Origin of the sequence: Acidithrix ferrooxidans, from assembly GCF_000949295.1 — a bacterium.
Taxonomy (GTDB): Bacteria; Actinomycetota; Acidimicrobiia; order Acidimicrobiales; family Acidimicrobiaceae; genus Acidithrix; species Acidithrix ferrooxidans.
Map to the genome: position 1 here is coordinate 1 of NZ_JXYS01000076.1, position 18,035 is coordinate 18,035.

Consider the following 18,035-nt stretch of genomic DNA (forward strand, 5'->3'; position numbering starts at 1 on the left):
TGAGCTACAAAGACGCGCTTTGCGTCGCTATAGTGCCCGATCACAGAGCGCGTCTCGTCATACTTGTTCTTGTTCAGTGGCAACGTGGCTAGACGTACCGTGCGCTTCATAATGCTAACCATAGAGTGAGGCTCGGAGATCGGATCATGGAGTTACCTCTTTGGCCACCTCTTGAAGCCGTTCCATAACCTTTTTGTTTTTATGGTTACGCGATCCATATAGCCAGCCCGAGAAGACGGTTACGATTTCAATGACATCGTTTGTCAGATCTTCTTCAAAGGTTGAATCCTCGCTAGCGTTGATAATGATTACTTCGACTCCAAAATGCTCACAAAGGGAGAAAACAAGCTCTGACCCAAAACGAAGCAGTCTGTCCTTGTGACTGAGCACCAGCCGCCCAACCTCGCCGGAGCAAATCCAAGAGATAAGCACTTTTAGTCCACGCTTATGGTAGTTGAGTCCTGACCCTACATCGGAGATGATCTCATAGCTCCACCCGTTTGCGGCGCAATAGCTCTCTAGGAGAGCCACCTGGCGAACCAAGTCGTCTTTTTGAGCGTTGGTTGACACGCGGGCATAGGCGATGGTAGCTCTGGTGGATGGAGCTTTATGAGGAGTAATAGCACGAAGCTTAGATAGGTCATAACGCCTTCTGCCTCCTTGTGTGCGTATAGGAGGATCGATACGTCCTTCTGCTTGTCATCTCCGTAGCGTCATGGGGTGTACCCCAAGCTCCTGTGCTGGCACCCCAATAGGCACTAACCTCGTCATATAGGCATTATAGTAAACTTCGTTCAAGAGTGCTCAGCTGGAGAGTAGCAGTAGCGAGCCCCAAAAGTGCCAATCGAAGATTGGCGCACAATAGGGGCCAAGCCCACCTCTAAAGCGCTATGGAAGTTCTCCCTGTCATTAATCTCGGAAAAACTCCGCGAAAACAAACAAGTAAGGCAAATGAACACAAAGCCCCTATCTCTAGACCAACCCACGCTCAATAAGGGCCTCTGCAATTTGAATCGTATTGAGGGCAGCCCCCTTGCGAAGATTATCGCCCGAGATAAAAAGTGCCAAACCGTTTTGCACACTTGAGTCTCTTCGGATTCGACCCACAATACTAGGATCAATCCCCGCGGCCTTGAGGGGAGTCGGGACGTTGTCCAAGACAACACCCTGAGCCTCCGAAAGGACCTTACGCACTTGATCGATTTCAAAGGCAGAATTTAGCTCCAAATTTAATGAGATAGAATGACCCGTAAAGACCGGCACTCGAACACACGTAGCGGCCACTGCGAGATCTGGCAGTCGAAGAATCTTACGGCTTTCGTCTCGGAACTTGTGCTCCTCGTTTGTCTCGTCATCGACCAGAGATCCCGCAAGCGGAATCACATTAGCGGCTATCGGTTCAACAAACTTATTTTTCAATTCACCAAAATCAATCGCGTCACCATCGAAGGTCAACTCCGAAAGCCGATCGCCTCCAGCTTTGAGTTGATCTTTCAGTTCGCTAACCCCAGCGATACCCGCACCAGAAACGGCTTGGTAAGTCGATGCCACTACTCGCTTTAATCCCCAATGGGTGGATATAACAGAAAGAGCACTCATGCAGACCATCGTTGTACAATTTGGATTAGCAACAATTCCGAGAGGTATCGAGTAAAGTTCGTCTCCATTGACCTCAGGTACGACAAGAGGCACAGAAGGATTCATTCTCCAAGCAGAAGAGTTGTCGATTACGATTCCTCCGGCTTGTGCAACCTTTGGCGCCAATTCAACTGAAGCGCTAGCCCCATTTGAAAATAGCGCCACGTCAATCCCTCGAAAATCGCCATCGGATGAATCTTCTACAACAACGGTTTTGTCTCCAAATTGCAGCTGCTTTCCCGCAGATCGAGAGGATGCAAAGAAACGAACATCTCCTACGTCTAAGCCTCGTTCAAGAAGCAGTCGACGCATCACAACGCCAACCTGACCTGTAGCTCCAAAGATCGCCAAATTCATAGCCATAGAGCCTAATATCACAAACTAAGAGTCGGAACCACACTTTGTGGACAATGAAAATGAGTTGCTAGGCCAATGAGCGCGATATCACGTACAAACCCCCGCAAAGATCAACTATCCATCCAACTACCCAAAGAGGCTTAATGAGGATTTCCAACACCCCTGCGACAGTGATTTTATTGTTTGGGCCAGATCAGCTCTCACTATCAGCTGTCTGAATCAGAGCTCTCGATCTAAATTAGCGGCTCATGAAAAATCGGCAATTAGGACCGATCTGCCATTCCTCTAATTGCTCGAAAGCTCCTCATATTCGACCACCCTAAAGCTCAAATGCATCGTGCAGGGCGCGTACGGCATCCTCAACCGCCTCTTGTCTAACGACACAAGAGATCCTGATGGGAGAGGTAGATATCATCTCGATATTAATGCCATGGAGGGCAAGTGTCTCAAACATTGTGGCGGTTATACCTGGGTGCGACTTCATACCCGCGCCAATCAAGGAGACCCGTCCAATTCCAGAGTCAGCATATGATTCACCGGCCCCAATATCTAGGGCTATCGACCTCGTTATCTCCAAACTAGAAGCCATATCGCTCTGAGGTACCGTAAAGGAGATATCGGTGGCACCTTCGTGAGAGGTGTTCTGGACGATCATATCTACGTTAATATTTCGATTCGCAATTTCGCGAAAAACCCTTGCTGCGATCCCTGGCTTATCCGGAACCCCCGTAATGGTAACCTTGACCTCTGTTATGTCATGACTTATCGCAGATACAACTGCCTGTTCCATAGTCTCGTCCTCCTCTTGAACTATAGTCCCCGGTTCCCAGGTAAAACTAGATCTCACATGGAGCGGGACGTGGAAATTCCTAGCAAATTCAACCGATCTTAGCGCCAAAACCCGGCCACCTGATGCTGCGATCTCAAGCATCTCCTCAAAGGAGATCTTCGAAATCTTATGGGCATTTGGAACCACTCTAGGGTCAGCAGTAAAGACGCCCGAGACGTCAGTATAGATTTCACACCGATCAGCACCTAGAGCAGCTGCTAGGGCCACTGCAGTCGTATCAGAACCACCTCGACCGAGCGTAGTCACATCCTTTTCAGTCGACACACCTTGAAAGCCAGCCACGACAGGCACTTTACCTTCGCTTAGGGCTTCAAAGAGGCGATCGGGGCGGATCTCTAGGATCTTTGCCTTGGTGTGATCTGTGTCGGTAATAATTCCCGCTTGCGATCCAGTAAATGAAACCGAAGGAACTCCTTGATCAGCCAAAGCCATACACATAAGGGCCATTGAGATGCGCTCACCCGCCGTGAGTAGCATATCCAATTCCCTACCCGGATGAGTCTTAGAGACTTCCTTCGAAAGCCGAATCAGGTCGTCCGTCGTCTTTCCCATCGCAGAAACTACCACGACAACCTGATCACCCTTACGTCTGGTTCTCGCCACATAATCGCTCACTGCTCTGATGCGATCTGCGTCGCCGACCGACGTTCCACCAAATTTCTGTATTATCAACGCCACGGGATATAAAACTAATTGACTTATCTGTAAAAATACGACGATTCCGAGCTCCGATTGTTTGGGAATTGCTCAAAGTGCGACTAGCTTTTTTCTACGTGCCAAGTGCTAAACGAGAACGTATAAGGGCTAACCAAGCCAAAAAGAGAGCTGAGCAGGTAGCTGTGGCTAAGAAAAAGACTAGAAATAAAAAGGTAATCTACGGATCGATCCTTGTGGTATTGGCCATTGTGGCCGTCTATCTCGTCTCAAGACCTTCGGGTTCAAAGACGACGAAGTCGGCAACTTCGGCAACGACCTCTACTAACCCGACGCCTACTACGACGGCTGCTCCAACTACGACGGCAGCCACTACCACTGCGGCTGCTCCAACGCCACTTGCGTGCCCACCAGTTGGTGGCTCAGCTACAAGGATCATAAAGTTTCCGGCAGCCCCGCCAATGTGCATCAATCCTGCCGCAACCTATACGGCCACGGTAAAGACTGATGTCGGCTCCTTTGTGATCAGCTTGGATGCTAAGACCGATCCAATAACAGTCAACAACTTCGTCTACCTTGCCCGGTACCACTATTTTGATGGAATTATTTTTCATCGAGTTATTCCAGGCTTTGTAGTTCAGGGCGGAGACCCTACCGGAACTGGAACTGGCGGACCGGGTTATCAGTTCGCTGACGAATTGCCACCTGGCCAAAGCTATAAGATCGGAACTGTAGCAATGGCTAACTCTGGACCAAATACAAATGGAAGTCAATTCTTTATTGTGGTTGGAGCCCAAGGAACGACTCTTCCATACCAATATTCAATCTTCGGCCAAGTAACCTCAGGAATGTCGACGGTAAATGCGATTGCAGCAGATGGGACGGCTTCTGGTACGCCAAAAGTAGTACATAAAATGCTTTCCGTAACAATTACCGGACCGTAGTCCACACATTTGCTAATAACTTGGAGTGAGTTGCAAAAATACAACATAGATTCAAGTTATTGGCAAATGGTCACTTAACCGAGAAGGTGGTCCCGATACTAAATGTTTGGACTAGGAAAAAAGAGGCTTCAAATGGACTGTCCCAACCCCGATGGATCGAGCCCAAAGATCCAACAATTCACATCGGCTCCGCCCGAATGTATTGATGTAAACAAGCGCTATAGCGCTACCTTTACTACAAATAAGGGCGAATTCGTCGTAGCATTAGATCCGATCAAAGCTCCAAAGACGGTAAATAATTTCGTCTTTCTAGCCAGATATCACTACTACGACGAAGTGATCTTCCACCGTATCATTCCTGGATTTGTCATCCAAGGTGGAGACCCCACCGGAACAGGTTCTGGCGGGCCCGGTTATCGATTTGAAGATGAGCTGCCTAAGGCGAACCAGTATCAAATCGGTTCCTTAGCAATGGCTAATGCTGGCCCCAATACAAACGGAAGTCAATTCTTCGTCATTACCGGCGAATCGGGCGTCTCACTTCCACCCCTCTACACCCTCTTTGGTCAGGTCATAAAGGGAATGGAAGTAGTTCTTTCAATAGAGGCCGTGGGAACCGGTTCTGGCAAGCCCAAAGAGCGCATAGTCATTGAAAGCGTTGTAATAGCAGAAGCCGAATAACCACTAAGGGATCAAGGGATCTCGATGTGATATTCAAGGTCGCCGAGGCTAATTTCCTTACCGAAATAGTACGCCTCGGCACTGCCCTTTCCAAGGACTTCCCATTCACCATTTGACCATCTAATGAGCGCGGTTTGCTCGTCGACTCCAACTGTGACAAAATCCGAACCCTCCAAAAGATGAGTTCTCTTGCGCCTCTCTTGAGACCATTCGGAGTAGTGAGGACTAAAGGCAAACTTCTTCACCAAACCCAATCCAAGGGTAAACGCACCGCCTCTTGGATCCACCATAGGATCCGTAAGAACCATACCTCCAGCGCTTGAACCGATCAACGTAGCGCCATTTTGCCAAGCATCACGAAGTGGCCCCAAAGCAAAGAGACTCCTTGAGAACACTTCTCAGATGCAGAGGAGACCCGCCGCTCAAATAGATAAACTTAGCTTGCGCTATGGTCTGGGCGTTGCGACGATCATTGGCGTCATCATGGCTCAGGACCATCAATCCTTTTGTGGTAACACCAAAATCGTCAAAATAATTTGTGGCATTTTGAATAACCCGCATTGGATATTCATAAGCAGCAGCCGTAGGAAGTACTAGAACTTCGCTAGCACCAGAGACTTCAAGTAGCCTCTGATCAAACGTGCAATCCTTCCCCCACTCATTGCCTCCAACAAAGCCAAGTACCCCATAAGTCATTTTTTTATAATGTCCCATCCCTTATTCGAAAGATCTTGTCTCCGAAAGATCTTGATGGCCACCGAATTGGACCACCAAACTAACTTTAGATCCTATGGCACTATCCATGCAGATTCGCCGCGGCGTTATGACAAGGAGAAAGATAGGATTAAAAACGACATACTTGAAGAGGGGAGCTTGCTGGAAAATCCACTTTCAAACCAGGCTCAGCGACTGAAACGGCACCTTAACTCCAACTAATTCGATACAGAAACTAGTTGAGTATTCCCAATGGCTATCTTCATAACGATGAGGAAGATTTTCCCATGCCGCCAAAAGTCAAGATCCTCAATTAGAATCCGAACGCCTTCTTCGGCTTCCCGCCATCTTCTGCCAAGGCAAATCGATTGGCCTTACGCTAGGTATTACATGACGAGAAACCCTGTCTAGATGTAAGGTCTCCTCCCAATAGGAGACCTTACATCGATCAACCACATCGCCAATGCATAGCGATACCAAAGTAACACCGACTTGAGGGAATTAGCGGCACCCGATTCCCCTATCTCTTTGAGCTACGACTGCCAGAAAAATTTGCGGTAGATCGTCCTGCCCGAGAGGGACCCTGGCCGAATCGATCACGCTTAGGTCCTTTTTGAGCTCTGAGTGCTGAATGATTTCCAACAGTGGAACTCTGAGACGGAGCAGTCGAGCTACCTCCAAAGCGTCCTATTAGTGATGTAAGTTCCTGGGCCAACTTCTTTGAAAAGGCGTCGGCGGTACTGGCAGCGTTGATCGAAGCTGTATTTGTCGCAGCAGCCGCCTCTCCATCGAAAGGAATTGCAGTTGCAATTGCGTGTGATTCCGTGGAACTCACCTGAGTGACCCGAACGATCTCCGCAGTGGTCGCGTATTGCTCCTCAACAGCAGACGAAATAGAACTCCGAAAATCACTAATCATATCGATAACACCGCGAATCTCACTAATCACATTGATAGTATCTGCCATATCGTGTTGAATCGCCGCAATTTTAGAGGCTATATCTTCCGTTGCCCTTGCAGTCCCACTCGCCAACTCTTTGACCTCGCTTGCGACTACCGCAAATCCTCGACCTGCGTCACCGGCTCGAGCTGCCTCGATCTACGCATTGAGCGCAAGCAGGTTAGTCTGTTCAGCTATTGAGGTAATCGCCTCGATAACGCCTTTAATCTCGTTGGCAGATTCAGACAAGACGTCAACAGTCCCCGATCTCTTAGCGGCTAGTTCTACCGCGCGAGTTGCTACCGATGTGGCCTTTGTGGCATTCTCGGAGATCTCTGCTATCGCTAAGCGCATATCATATGTAGCATTGGCGACCGCCTCAATATGGTGAGTAACCGAATCCGCCTCCCACGCTACGTCTTCAACACGACTGGTGGTGTCTTGAGAAGTCGCAAGGATCTGCGAAGATCTCTCTCCAATTAACTTAGAGTCTGAGTTCAATACCTCCATCGTTACTATAAAACCTCTGATAGCGGCCATAATAAAGATGAAAATATTTAGCTAATTCCCCAAACTCATCTGGACGCATTTCATCCAAATCGTCGTTAGCCATGCTTGCGTCATTCAAGGCCGCTAGAGCCGCTATCGCCTTGCTCAGCGACCTCAACACTGTCGTCTTAAAGGCGAATCCTAGGCCTGTCAATAGCCCTAACCCCAGCAGCGAATCCAAGATAGCAATCAATATCAACTGGGACGATTTAGAGACGACAGAGTTCAACTTCGCCGCCGAAAGAGCCTTCTACTGAGAACTAGCAAGGGGAAGAACAGAGGTAAGGTCGTTTGACTGTTTGGCGTTTCCGTTGATCTGAAGGTTGTAAGCTAAAGTCGAATTGCCCACAGAGGCTGCGCTAAAGACACCTGAACTATTCTTGGCATATCCAGAGATATCATTCTGAATCCGATTGAGAGTCGAGACCAAAGGAGTTCCGTTAGCTAACTTTAAAGCTCTCTGAAGACTTGAATCGATCGCTGCTAAATTCCCATTTGCCGCTACTTTGAATCCTTGAGAATTTACCTTATCTCGTTTTGCCACGTAGTAGACGAAGTTATTCAAATCATCGTCCATCTTCCAATATTGTGAGTCAATAGTGGTCAATGTTCTACCAATGGCTGCATCATTGGACTTATAACTCGTCGCTAAGCTAGAGGCGCTGGAGGCAGCAGAGTAAACCAACAACCCCGACCCCAAGAGTTGCATGCCGCCAACTATCACCAATCCTGTCATCGTTCGCTTCATAAGTGGCATGGTTGATCTCGCATACCCTAGTTAATAGATCACGGCATAAACCCTTTGGGATCCACGCGAGCTACCTTGAAAGTCGGCAATTCTAGGTATATCTTTAGCAAACTATGGCTATTTTCGAATCTATATTTAAAAACAATTCGAAATAAAATCAAAATAGGAAAATATATACTCCTATTAAATTCATTCGCTAACAAGAACCAAAATAAGATACTGTCGAACCATAATCTCAGCTATAAAAAAGCCAGCACGACACAATAGAGCTAGATTTATAAGCCTTATCTCTAATTAAAACTACAATCCATTCGGAACCAAACTATCTTCCCAATGTCAACGGCGCAGAAACCACTACTTTGATATTGGCGAATCTGAAATTTAGCGCTACATTATTTGAATGGAAATTCGTCACATTGGAGTATTGGGCTCTGGAATCATGGGCTCTGGGATTGCAGAATGTGCCGCAGAGGCTGGATTTGAGGTAACGCTGCGCTCTCGCAAGCAAGATACTGCCGACCAAATGCGACATAACGTCGAAAAGTCGCTTCTTCGCAAGATAGAACGAGGAAAAATAAGCCAAGAAGAGGCGAAGGAGATTCTTTCAAAGATAAGGGTGACCACCAATATCGAAGCTCTTGCTCCTTGCGACCTCCTCATTGAGTCAGTGGTTGAAGATCTCACTATCAAAAAGCATCTTTTTGCAGAGCTTTCCCTAATCGTGGGGGAGACGGCTATTTTAGCCACCAACACGTCGACCCTTGCTGTAGTCGAGATCGCTGCCGCAACCAAACATCCAGAGCGAGTATGCGGGATTCACTTTTTCAATCCCGCTACCTTGATGAAGCTAGTTGAGATCGTAAAGCCAATCACTGCCTCAGATGAAACGATCGAAGCCGCACAAGCCTTCGCCCGTGCCTGTAAAAAAGATGTTGTTACGGTGAAGGACCAAGCTGGTTTCATTGTGAATGCACTGCTATTTCCATACCTAAACAATGCCATCAAACTCTATGAAAGTGCGATGGCAACCATGGAAGAGATAGATATCTCAATGAGAGGTGGCTGCGGCTTCCCGATGGGCCCCTTCGCACTCTTGGATCTGGTCGGACTTGACACTTCCTTGGCAATCCTAAACGCCTTATATGAAGAGTTCAAAGAGCCCAACTACGCTCCATCACCGCTCCTTCGACGCATGGTGGCGGCTGGATATTTGGGCCGCAAATCAAAACGAGGTTTCTTTGACTATCGCTAAAGTTGCCGGGATTAAATAAAGACCCATAGAGCGACTGCACCTCATTGCCATATGCCCCTCCCGCCAGCTAGTTATTGACGAGAGGGGCAATCCTTATAAAGGGGAGTAATTTACCAATTAGATCTAAATCACTCCTGATTTCAAACGGCGAATTACCCCTAGGCAAAGGATCTATTAAGAAGGTTCAAGATCTCGGATCTACAAACTACATAGGTTGATAATAGAACCCTATAGTTCTAGAATCTAAGATTAAAACCATCGCTAGATGGCTAAGTTCACAAAGATAAGAAAACGATTTGCTAGGCTAAATAAGATACGTAGGAACTTATCCACAAGGATAAGCCACTCTTTCAGTCGGGTTGCGCCACATCACAAGGTTGAAGTTCTAATTATGACAGAAGATAACAGTTTCCAATTTCGACTTCCAAAGCCCGACAAACCGTGGGTACTTCGAACCTACTCCGGACATTCGAGCGCCAAAGCATCTAATTTGCTATATCGAACAAATCTCACAAAAGGACAAACTGGCCTTTCGATAGCGTTTGATCTTCCAACCCAGATTGGCTTAGACCCTGATTCAAGCCAAGCAAAGGGTGAGGTTGGCAAAGTTGGTGTACCTGTCGCTCACCTTGGTCACATGTCAGAACTGTTGGATCAAATTCCTCTGGAAGATATGAACACATCGATGACGATCAATGCCACTGCGCCTTGGTTGCTCGCTCTCTACATTGCAAATGCGACCAATCACGGGGTTGCCCCCAAAGATCTAGCCGGAACAACACAAAACGACATTATAAAAGAGTACCTCTCTCGCGGTACATTTATCTTTCCGCCAGAGCATTCACGTCGGCTCATCGTCGACATGATCACCTATACCGTTCGCAACGTTCCGAGATGGAATCCCATCAACATCTGCTCCTATCATCTCCAAGAGGCTGGTGCCACAGTCGTACAAGAAATTGCCTTCTCCCTTGCAAATGCGATAGCGATACTGGATGCAGTCGCCGAGTCAAAGCAACTGACCAGCGATGAATTTCCTGCAGTGGTTGGACGAATGTCATTCTTTGTAAATTCAGGAATTCGTTTCATTGAAGAGATCGCGAAGATGCGTGCCTTTTCTAAGCTTTGGGAAGAGATCTGTCTCGATCGATATGGAGTCAGCGATCCAAAACTTAGGCGATTTCGGTACGGCGTCCAAGTAAATTCGCTCGGGCTGACAGAGCAACAGCCTGAAAACAATATGACCAGGATCGTCTTAGAGGCACTTGGAGTCACCTTATCACGCGATGCCAGAGCGCGGGCTCTCCAGCTACCCGCATGGAATGAAGCATTGGGACTCCCTCGCCCTTGGGATCAACAATGGTCTTTACGAATTCAACAGATCCTCGCCTACGAGACAGATCTACTTGATTATCCAGATATCTTTGAGGGCTCTGTGGTCGTTGAAGGATTGACCAACTCAATTGCCAAGGATGCAAAAAGGGAACTAGATGAGATCTTGGCCCTAGGTGGTGCCTTTGACGCCATCGATGAATTGAAGGGGCGCCTGGTTCAATCTCAAGCCGATCGAACTCGCAAAATCGAAGCGGGAAATCAAATCGTCGTGGGCGTCAACAAATTCAGAGAGACCGAGAAATCCCCACTCACTGCCAACGAGGAGGCCTCCCACCTAGTCGTAGATTCGGCAATAGAGGAGAAGATGAGAACAGAGATCGCGAATTGGCGGCAAAATCGCGATAACCAAGCCGTGCAACAGGCGCTCTTAGATCTCGCACAAGCAGCCAAAAGTGGCACCAACATTATGGAACCCTCTATAGCCTTAGCGATCGCCGGTGGTACAACAGGAGAATGGGCCGACACACTACGTGAGATATTTGGCGAATTTAGGGCTCCAACTGGTATCTCAAAGGTATCGGGCTCCAAAGGCGACAAGATGGCAACCCTGCGGGTGGCTGCTGCCAGCCTGCAAGGTGGGCCGCCCCGCATATTAATTGCCAAACCTGGATTGGATGGACATTCAAATGGAGCTGAACAGATAGCCGTAGCGGCCAGAGATGCGGGCTTTGAAGTTATATATCAAGGAATTCGTCTATCGCCTCTAGAAATCGCTCAAGGCGCTATCGATGAGGACGTTGACGTCGTTGGCATCTCTATCCTCTCTGGATCCCACCTAGAACTAATCCCCGAAATCATCTCACAAATGAGACACCTCGGCTCTGAGGCTTTGGTCATAGCCGGAGGAATAATCCCCGAGGTCGATCACCAATATTTACACAATGCTGGCGTGGGTGCGATATACACACCAAAGAACTTTGAGATGACGCAGATAATGGAGGATATTATGATGCTGGTCGATAAACATCGACATGGTCAATAATCTCCTTTCGATAGCAATTGATTTAGTCAAGTTCCAAAAATAGCTAAAAGCTTGGAGGAAAAGTGCCGATAACTAAAAGAGTGAATAAGCTTCGTCTCCCAATAGTCTTCCTTCTGTGCGCAGTTGTAGCGGGCGTAATAGGATATTTTTACGCCCCAGTACTCCTGGTTAGCTTGCTATTGGTAGCGTTAGCTGTGGTATCGATGCTCCAGATTGGTGCAAAAATCACATCCCAGGAAGACGAGCGTCGCGAAGCACAGAAGATTATCATATCGACCAAAGACTTCGATAAGGGTGTTGAAAAATCAGAGACAAATACGCCATCAGATCTAAGCCAAACGCATCTAGGCACTGATCCCGAAACGGGTCTCTCCACCTTTCCTGTCTTCAAGGCAATTTTAGAAGCCAAGGTAGCAACTGCTCGCAGACGCCTTTGGCCAGTAACTGTAGTTCAAATTCAGCTATCCTTTATCGATCAGGTGACTCCATCAAATGAAGAGATTGCATCTTCGATCATAAGTTTCGCATCCCTGCTAAGGCTTACCCTGCGCGAAGCTGACGTCGTAGCCCGAATTGGGGACTACCGCTTTGGACTAATCCTAGAGGATACCGATGAAGAGGGATCTGCTTGGGTAGCCGAGCGAGTCCAGGTGGCCCAGATCAAAGCTGGAAGTACGATAGTGCATAAGATATCTGCTGGTGTTGCTGGATATCCAACCAACGGGGCAGCACCCCAGGAGCTCTTCGGAAGGTCGACCCTAGCTCTAGAGCACGCCTTGGCCGCATCCAATGAGCCCGGAATCGGTAAGGTAATAGTCGCGCCGACAGTTCCATATCACGCCTAGTAAAGATCGCGGGCGCCATCAAAACTGTAAATTTTGATGCCCAGTCCGACAATCTCTAGGCAACAATAGGTCAAGCCGACACATGACAATCTATTTTTAAAAGTTGAATAAGTTGGCGCGAAACTTTTCTATAGAGTTCTGGTCATGATAGGTAGGGTAAGTAACTGGCAATAGCAACTGCCCATCAAAGTACGCGCTTTATTATGACTTTATTACGATTTACTTGCCTATCACTTATCTAATTTATGCGATCCACGCAAAGGTAAAAGAAAAGTTACAAGAACCGCTCCGTTCGTTTAGCACCCCAATGCAACCAAAATCTTGCGGTCTGGGGTGCTATTGAAAATTAGAGCGGCTACCAGGGACGCGACCGCCTTGCTGGAACTGGAAGGCTCCACCACCTTCCCGAGAACCTCCACCCCACCATCGAAGAATAGCTATCTGATGCTGGAGCAGATCCCTGCCCCTGTTCGGAAGACAAGATCTGAAGATATGCGCTAACCACGACTGCCAGCGCCTCCTCATCGGTAATTGGGACTTGGGTAACCTTCAATTTAGACACTCTCTTATAATTTAGAAATCTAGAACGCTAGCGCAATCTCCTAAAGTGGAACGTTGCCATGCTTGCGACGTGGAAGCTCTTCCTTTTTAGTCGCCAAAACTGCTAGAGCTTTTATGAGCACCCTTCGGGTCTCTCCTGGGTCGATAACATCGTCCACAAAGCCACGCTCAGCCGCTACGTAAGGATTTGCATAGCGGTCCACATACTCATCAACCAATTCTTTTCGACGAGCACTTGGATCCACGGAATCCGCAAGTTCGCGCTTATGGACGACCTCGACCGCTCCTTGTGGACCCATAACAGCCAATTCGGCAGAGGGCCATGCGAAGGCAAAATCAGCGCCTACGCTCTTGGAGTTCATAACGACGTATGCCCCGCCATATGCTTTTCTGGTTATGACCTGAATTCGAGGGACAGTCGACTCACAATAGGCATAGAGCAACTTGGCACCGTGGCGTATGATTCCGCCATATTCTTGATCCACCCCGGGCATAAACCCTGGAACGTCCACGAAGGTCACGATTGGGATGTTGAAGGAGTCGCAGGTTCGCACGAAGCGTGCTGCCTTCTCAGAAGAGTCAATATCCAAAATTCCAGCCAATACCGCTGGCTGATTTCCCACGATCCCTACGACATTTCCGTTCAGTCGGCCAAATCCACAGGTAATATTTTGAGCCCAGTGCGGAAAGTACTCTAGATAGTCGCCATCATCTAATACGGTAGAGATTACCTTCTTCATATCGTATGGTTGGTTGGAACTCGTTGGCATCATCTCTGCCAGCTCTGGAGTTAGTCGCTCCGGATCGTCAGTTGGCTCCTGGGATGGAGGCATCTCTAGGTTATTGGATGGCAAGAAGGAGAGCAGATAGCGCACTTCATCCAAACATTGCTTTTCATCGTCATAGACAAAAGTAGCCACACCACTCTTGGTAGCGTGACTCATTGCGCCACCTAACTCTTCAAGAGTAACGTCTTCACCTGTAACTGTCTTTACAACGTCTGGGCCGGTAATAAACATATGCGAGGTCTCTTTTACCATAAAGATAAAATCTGTCATCGCTGGGGAGTAGACTGCTCCACCCGCGCATGGCCCTAAAATCACACTGAGTTGAGGTATGACGCCAGAGGATGCTACATTTCGATAGAAGATTCCACCATAAGAGTGCAGCGCGACCACACCCTCTTGGATGCGCGCACCAGCGCCATCGTTGAGGCCAATCATGGGAACTCCGACCGAAGTCGCCAAATCCATAACTTTATGAATCTTCTCAGCAAAGACCTCGCCAAGCGCACCACCAAAGACCGTGAAGTCTTGGGAAAAGATACATACTCTCCGGCCTTCAATCGTCCCAAAACCCGTTACCACTCCATCGGTATATGGGCGATTGTCTTCTAGTCCCATGCCGTGGGCCCTATGGCGCGCAAGCATGTCTAGCTCTTGAAATGATCCTTCATCTAAGAGGTAATCGATGCGCTCACGAGCAGTCAATTTACCTTTTTGATGTTGTCGCTCGACCGAGCGAGCGCTTCCCGCGTGTAAAGCTTGTTCCCTACGGGTATTTAGTTCCGCAATTTTATCGGACATGTTCTGTTCGGACATATATCATAACAATAATCGCCCGCAACAATTAGAAAATCAATTTCAATGGCAACATCACCATTATCACCAAAGTCTTTTGACTCATTCATGAATATCACTGCATCCGAAGTGGCCAATATGGCATTTAAGCTCGAGGGCGACCTCCTATTTTTAAGTGACCCTCCAACCTTGGAGATGGTGCGCCATGGATATCGGATCGGTCTATTCGCAATGCCACTTGACCATCTTGGCCTCGGAAACTACATCTATGGCTGGTTCTTTCCTAAAGTTCGAGGTGTAATCTCAATTCCGCCGCCAATCAACTCCAAATTAATAAAGGTTCCAAAGAGTCTTCGCCATTCGGCTAAATCGATGACAGTGACCGTTAACTACGACTTTAGCCAAGTTATCCAAAGCTGCGCAGAGGCAGACCGCCCCGGTAAATGGATTAACGACAAGATAGTCAAGATATATAGCGAACTGCACCACCTAGGTGAAGCGTATTCGATCGAAGTATGGGACAAGAAAAACCCCACTGAACTAATCGGGGGGCTCTATGGAGTAGCTTTCGAAGATTTTTTCGCAGGTGAATCTATGTTTCACAAAAGAAACGATGCATCTAAAGTTGCGCTTTTAGCTTTAATGGACCTAGCTGAGCAAAAGGGTTGGGTTATGATTGACACCCAATGGATTACTCCCCATCTTGAGTACATGGGAGCGACTACGATCCCTTGGAATGTCTACTTGGAGATAATCGATAGTGAGAGCCAGGGAAGCGACTGATTTGCTCTTTGAGCTCGTCCTCTTCCCTAGATCACTCTAAACACTTTGGGGCGACTACCTATGCGAGCTGAACCAGTTTTGGAACTTCCAGGCACTTGGCAACAATATTGCTGCAAGGAGAACCTTAGCCAGGTCAGAAAGGACAAAAGGAGCAACACCCAGCGATATCGCCTTTGCTAGCGATAGATTGAGAGAGTAGCTCAGATAGGTTACGCCAAAGAGATAGATAACCACATTTCCGATAACCATCTGGGCAATCGTACTTGGGATCTTCTTATCGAATCCTCTATTGGCGAGATAGCCAACGAGTGCTGATGCAAATAGAAAGCCAACGATATATCCAAAAGTTGGTGTTGACGCTACGCTAAAGCCTCCACTGCCGCCTGCGAACCACGGAACTCCCATAAGCCCTGCAAATAGGTACAGAATTGATCCATAGAGTGCTCGTGACATACCAAGTACGCTTGCTCCAAGCACAACGGCAAAGGTCTGTCCAGTAAACGGAACAGGGGTAAACGGTAGATGGATTACAACCTGAGCTGACAAACCAATGAAGCTCGCATAAATCATCACGGCTATCACATCAGAGATGGCGTTAGTCGAGACAAAGTCTGACAAAACCCTTATATCTCTTCTCTGTATTCTGGTGCTATTCAAAATATCTCCTCGTACTAAAAGATCCACCAAGCAATGCCTTGGTTGAACTTGTCGTTAATTTAGTAAGAGCTTCATTAAAAACAATCCCAGCTATCACGGTTTATGAAAAAGTAAGGCAACGGCGAACCGCCCATCAAAATATCAACTTATGGATTTGCGAGCGGTCCAGTCGGATCAATAATCGACTTGAGGTCAACCAGGGGAATATTGACAGTTAGGTCGCCAATGGCACTTGATATGACCTGACCTTGTGAAAATCCCAAGATCAACGAGTTGGAAGTTATGTTAAAAGCAGCAAAATTAGAAAGCAGCGGATTTAACCCCGGTGCGCTTTGGATCTGAGCGGAAGGTACCCCTTGAGCCGCCAATTGAGTAGTTAGTTGGGCTCGAGCTTGATTGGAAAGGGTCGTAAGAAAGGAATTATTAGTACCAAATAGATCAGAAAGCGACAGTACAGTTCCGCTTGCCAATGAGAAGGTCAGGGCTTGGATGCTGGTATTGGGAGCGGAGGCTGCTGCGGCAGCCGTGTTTAATACAAATTGGAAAGATGCCAATCTGGCGTCCAAAAGAGTAACTTTATAGGAACCGGTTAGGTTAGACACTCCATTTGGGCCCGAGCCGCTCGATGCAGCCATCGCAACATTTTGCATGAAGGAATTTGCCCAACTAGCCACAGCCCCATAGATCTGACTATTGATACCATTCTGAGCAGAACTCGACGTCATACCCGATATCACGGGATATGAAATATTAACCGAAAAACTAGGCGATGAACCACTTTTACTATAAGTCTGAGAAACTTGGGTTGGCACCACCGATGGCGATGTCGTAGTTGTCGACGGCAATGTAGTTGAAGTTGAGCCTGTTGGAGATAGTGGCGAAGCGACCAGCGTTGGGGATGCAGAGGCCGCAGTTGTGGTAGTTTTAGCGACCGCTGCCAACGAAGTAGTACTTCCACAAGCTCCGATCAACGCACCAATGCTCATCGCTAGAGGAACAAACAAAACACGTCGGGGGGTTATCACCCTAAAAGATACTAGTTGAGTCATATGATATATCATCGACGCAAATAGCCCCTATCTATATGGCTAGTATGTCACGTGCTAAAAAATCACCGATTTCTATGAAACTTTGCACCTTCATGGGCCGATTCCACAACAACACCTTAGTTATTAGCCCTTGGGGCTCGCTACTGCTACTCTCCAGCTGAGCACTCTTGAACGAAGTTTACTATAATGCCTATATGACGAGGTTAGTGCCTATTGGGGTGCCAGCACAGGAGCTTGGGGTACACCCCATGACGCTACGGAGATGACAAGCAGAAGGACGTATCGATCCTCCTATACGCACACAAGGAGGCAGAAGGCGTTATGACCTATCTAAGCTTCGTGCTATTGTTCCTCATAAAGCTCCATCCACCAGAGCTACCATCGCCTATGCCCGCGTGTCAACCAACGCTCAAAAAGACGACTTGGTTCGCCAGGTGGCTCTCCTAGAGAGCTATTGCGCCGCAAACGGGTGGAGCTATGAGATCATCTCCGATGTAGGGTCAGGACTCAACTACCATAAGCGTGGACTAAAAGTGCTTATCTCTTGGATTTGCTCCGGCGAGGTTGGGCGGCTGGTGCTCAGTCATAAGGACAGACTGCTTCGTTTTGGGTCAGAGCTTGTTTTGTCTCTTTGTGAGCATTTTGGAGTCGAAGTAATCATTATCAACGCTAGCGAGGATTCAACCTTTGAAGAAGATCTGACAAACGATGTCATTGAAATCGTAACCGTCTTCTCGGGCTGGCTATATGGATCGCGTAACCATAAAAACAAAAAGGTTATGGAACGGCTTCAAGAGGTGGCCAAAGAGGTAACTCCATGATCCGATCTCCGAGCCTCACTCTATGGTTAGCATTA

General features: G+C 47.8%; 16 protein-coding genes and 3 pseudogenes. 8 read left to right on the plus strand and 11 right to left on the minus strand.

Annotation, left to right across the window (positions count from 1 at the left end; translation table 11 throughout):
- Positions 1 to 144: 144 nt before the first annotated feature.
- The 3 genes and pseudogenes from AXFE_RS11670 to AXFE_RS11680 all read right to left on the minus strand — a co-directional run bounded on the left by AXFE_RS11670 (position 145) and on the right by AXFE_RS11680 (position 3,523).
- Positions 145 to 771 (minus strand): annotated as a pseudogene (locus AXFE_RS11670) (IS607 family transposase).
- 201 nt (positions 772 to 972) lie between these two features.
- Positions 973 to 2,001 (minus strand): aspartate-semialdehyde dehydrogenase, encoded by a 1,029-nt coding sequence (locus tag AXFE_RS11675; RefSeq protein WP_052606104.1) that lies wholly within the window; start codon positions 1,999 to 2,001, stop codon positions 973 to 975.
- A gap of 313 nt (positions 2,002 to 2,314) precedes the next feature.
- Entirely contained in the window at positions 2,315 to 3,523 is a 1,209-nt protein-coding gene (locus AXFE_RS11680) for an aspartate kinase (protein WP_052606106.1), read from the minus strand.
- Positions 3,524 to 3,597: 74 nt separating this feature from the next.
- Here AXFE_RS11680 and AXFE_RS20795 point away from each other — a divergent pair, with 74 nt between their 5' ends.
- The gene (locus tag AXFE_RS20795; protein ID WP_235347803.1) at positions 3,598 to 4,443 is read left to right on the plus strand and encodes a peptidylprolyl isomerase; all 846 of its coding nucleotides are present in this window, start codon (positions 3,598 to 3,600) and stop codon (positions 4,441 to 4,443) included.
- A gap of 102 nt (positions 4,444 to 4,545) precedes the next feature.
- On the plus strand, positions 4,546 to 5,124 hold the full coding sequence (locus tag AXFE_RS11690) for a peptidylprolyl isomerase (RefSeq protein WP_152626055.1): 579 nt from the start codon (positions 4,546 to 4,548) through the stop codon (positions 5,122 to 5,124).
- Between the two features lie 11 nt (positions 5,125 to 5,135).
- Here the strand turns inward: AXFE_RS11690 and AXFE_RS11695 are convergent, their stop codons facing one another.
- The 3 genes and pseudogenes from AXFE_RS11695 to AXFE_RS20465 all read right to left on the minus strand — a co-directional run bounded on the left by AXFE_RS11695 (position 5,136) and on the right by AXFE_RS20465 (position 7,318).
- Positions 5,136 to 5,495 carry a Type 1 glutamine amidotransferase-like domain-containing protein gene (locus AXFE_RS11695; protein WP_052606108.1) on the minus strand — a complete coding sequence of 120 codons (360 nt, stop codon included), beginning with the start codon at positions 5,493 to 5,495 and terminating at the stop codon, positions 5,136 to 5,138.
- Positions 5,479 to 5,820 carry a type 1 glutamine amidotransferase family protein gene (locus tag AXFE_RS11700; RefSeq protein WP_052606110.1) on the minus strand — a complete coding sequence of 114 codons (342 nt, stop codon included), beginning with the start codon at positions 5,818 to 5,820 and terminating at the stop codon, positions 5,479 to 5,481. Before AXFE_RS11700 ends, AXFE_RS11695 begins: the two co-directional genes overlap by 17 nt.
- Positions 5,821 to 6,358: 538 nt before the next feature.
- Positions 6,359 to 7,318: pseudogene (locus AXFE_RS20465) on the minus strand (methyl-accepting chemotaxis protein).
- Between the two features lie 71 nt (positions 7,319 to 7,389).
- Here AXFE_RS20465 and AXFE_RS19400 point away from each other — a divergent pair.
- A complete protein-coding gene (locus tag AXFE_RS19400) occupies positions 7,390 to 7,584 on the plus strand; it encodes a hypothetical protein (protein ID WP_152626057.1) in 195 nt (64 codons plus the stop codon).
- On the opposite strand, the gene AXFE_RS11725 is transcribed toward AXFE_RS19400, so the two are convergent.
- Positions 7,578 to 8,084, minus strand: coding sequence for a hypothetical protein (locus AXFE_RS11725; RefSeq protein ID WP_052606117.1), 507 nt, complete (start codon positions 8,082 to 8,084; stop codon positions 7,578 to 7,580). The two genes, AXFE_RS19400 and AXFE_RS11725, sit on opposite strands and share 7 nt — an antisense overlap.
- A gap of 391 nt (positions 8,085 to 8,475) precedes the next feature.
- Between AXFE_RS11725 and AXFE_RS11730 the strand changes: the two genes are divergently transcribed.
- The 3 genes from AXFE_RS11730 to AXFE_RS11740 all read left to right on the plus strand — a co-directional run bounded on the left by AXFE_RS11730 (position 8,476) and on the right by AXFE_RS11740 (position 12,549).
- Positions 8,476 to 9,327, plus strand: a complete 852-nt coding sequence (locus tag AXFE_RS11730; RefSeq protein ID WP_200891272.1) for a 3-hydroxyacyl-CoA dehydrogenase family protein — start codon at positions 8,476 to 8,478, stop codon at positions 9,325 to 9,327.
- 391 nt (positions 9,328 to 9,718) lie between these two features.
- Positions 9,719 to 11,704, plus strand: a complete 1,986-nt coding sequence (locus AXFE_RS11735) for a protein meaA (protein WP_052606119.1) — start codon at positions 9,719 to 9,721, stop codon at positions 11,702 to 11,704.
- A gap of 62 nt (positions 11,705 to 11,766) precedes the next feature.
- On the plus strand, positions 11,767 to 12,549 hold the full coding sequence (locus tag AXFE_RS11740; RefSeq protein ID WP_152626058.1) for a GGDEF domain-containing protein: 783 nt from the start codon (positions 11,767 to 11,769) through the stop codon (positions 12,547 to 12,549).
- A 355-nt stretch (positions 12,550 to 12,904) separates the two neighbouring features.
- Here the strand turns inward: AXFE_RS11740 and AXFE_RS11745 are convergent, their stop codons facing one another.
- Positions 12,905 to 13,102 (minus strand): hypothetical protein, encoded by a 198-nt coding sequence (locus AXFE_RS11745; protein ID WP_052606123.1) that lies wholly within the window; start codon positions 13,100 to 13,102, stop codon positions 12,905 to 12,907.
- A 49-nt stretch (positions 13,103 to 13,151) separates the two neighbouring features.
- Positions 13,152 to 14,696: an acyl-CoA carboxylase subunit beta gene (locus AXFE_RS11750; RefSeq protein ID WP_052606125.1), complete on the minus strand. Its 1,545-nt coding sequence runs from the start codon at positions 14,694 to 14,696 to the stop codon at positions 13,152 to 13,154.
- A 60-nt stretch (positions 14,697 to 14,756) separates the two neighbouring features.
- Between AXFE_RS11750 and AXFE_RS11755 the strand changes: the two genes are divergently transcribed.
- On the plus strand, positions 14,757 to 15,473 hold the full coding sequence (locus tag AXFE_RS11755; RefSeq protein WP_052606127.1) for a leucyl/phenylalanyl-tRNA--protein transferase: 717 nt from the start codon (positions 14,757 to 14,759) through the stop codon (positions 15,471 to 15,473).
- 54 nt (positions 15,474 to 15,527) lie between these two features.
- On the opposite strand, the gene AXFE_RS11760 is transcribed toward AXFE_RS11755, so the two are convergent.
- A complete protein-coding gene (locus AXFE_RS11760) occupies positions 15,528 to 16,130 on the minus strand; it encodes a biotin transporter BioY (RefSeq protein ID WP_052606137.1) in 603 nt (200 codons plus the stop codon).
- A 146-nt stretch (positions 16,131 to 16,276) separates the two neighbouring features.
- Positions 16,277 to 17,155 (minus strand): DUF3298 domain-containing protein, encoded by an 879-nt coding sequence (locus tag AXFE_RS11765; RefSeq protein WP_160291845.1) that lies wholly within the window; start codon positions 17,153 to 17,155, stop codon positions 16,277 to 16,279.
- Positions 17,156 to 17,373: 218 nt separating this feature from the next.
- On the opposite strand from AXFE_RS11765, the pseudogene AXFE_RS11770 reads away from it, so the two are divergent.
- Positions 17,374 to 18,000, plus strand: a pseudogene (locus AXFE_RS11770) (IS607 family transposase).
- The last annotated feature ends 35 nt before the right edge of the window (positions 18,001 to 18,035 follow it).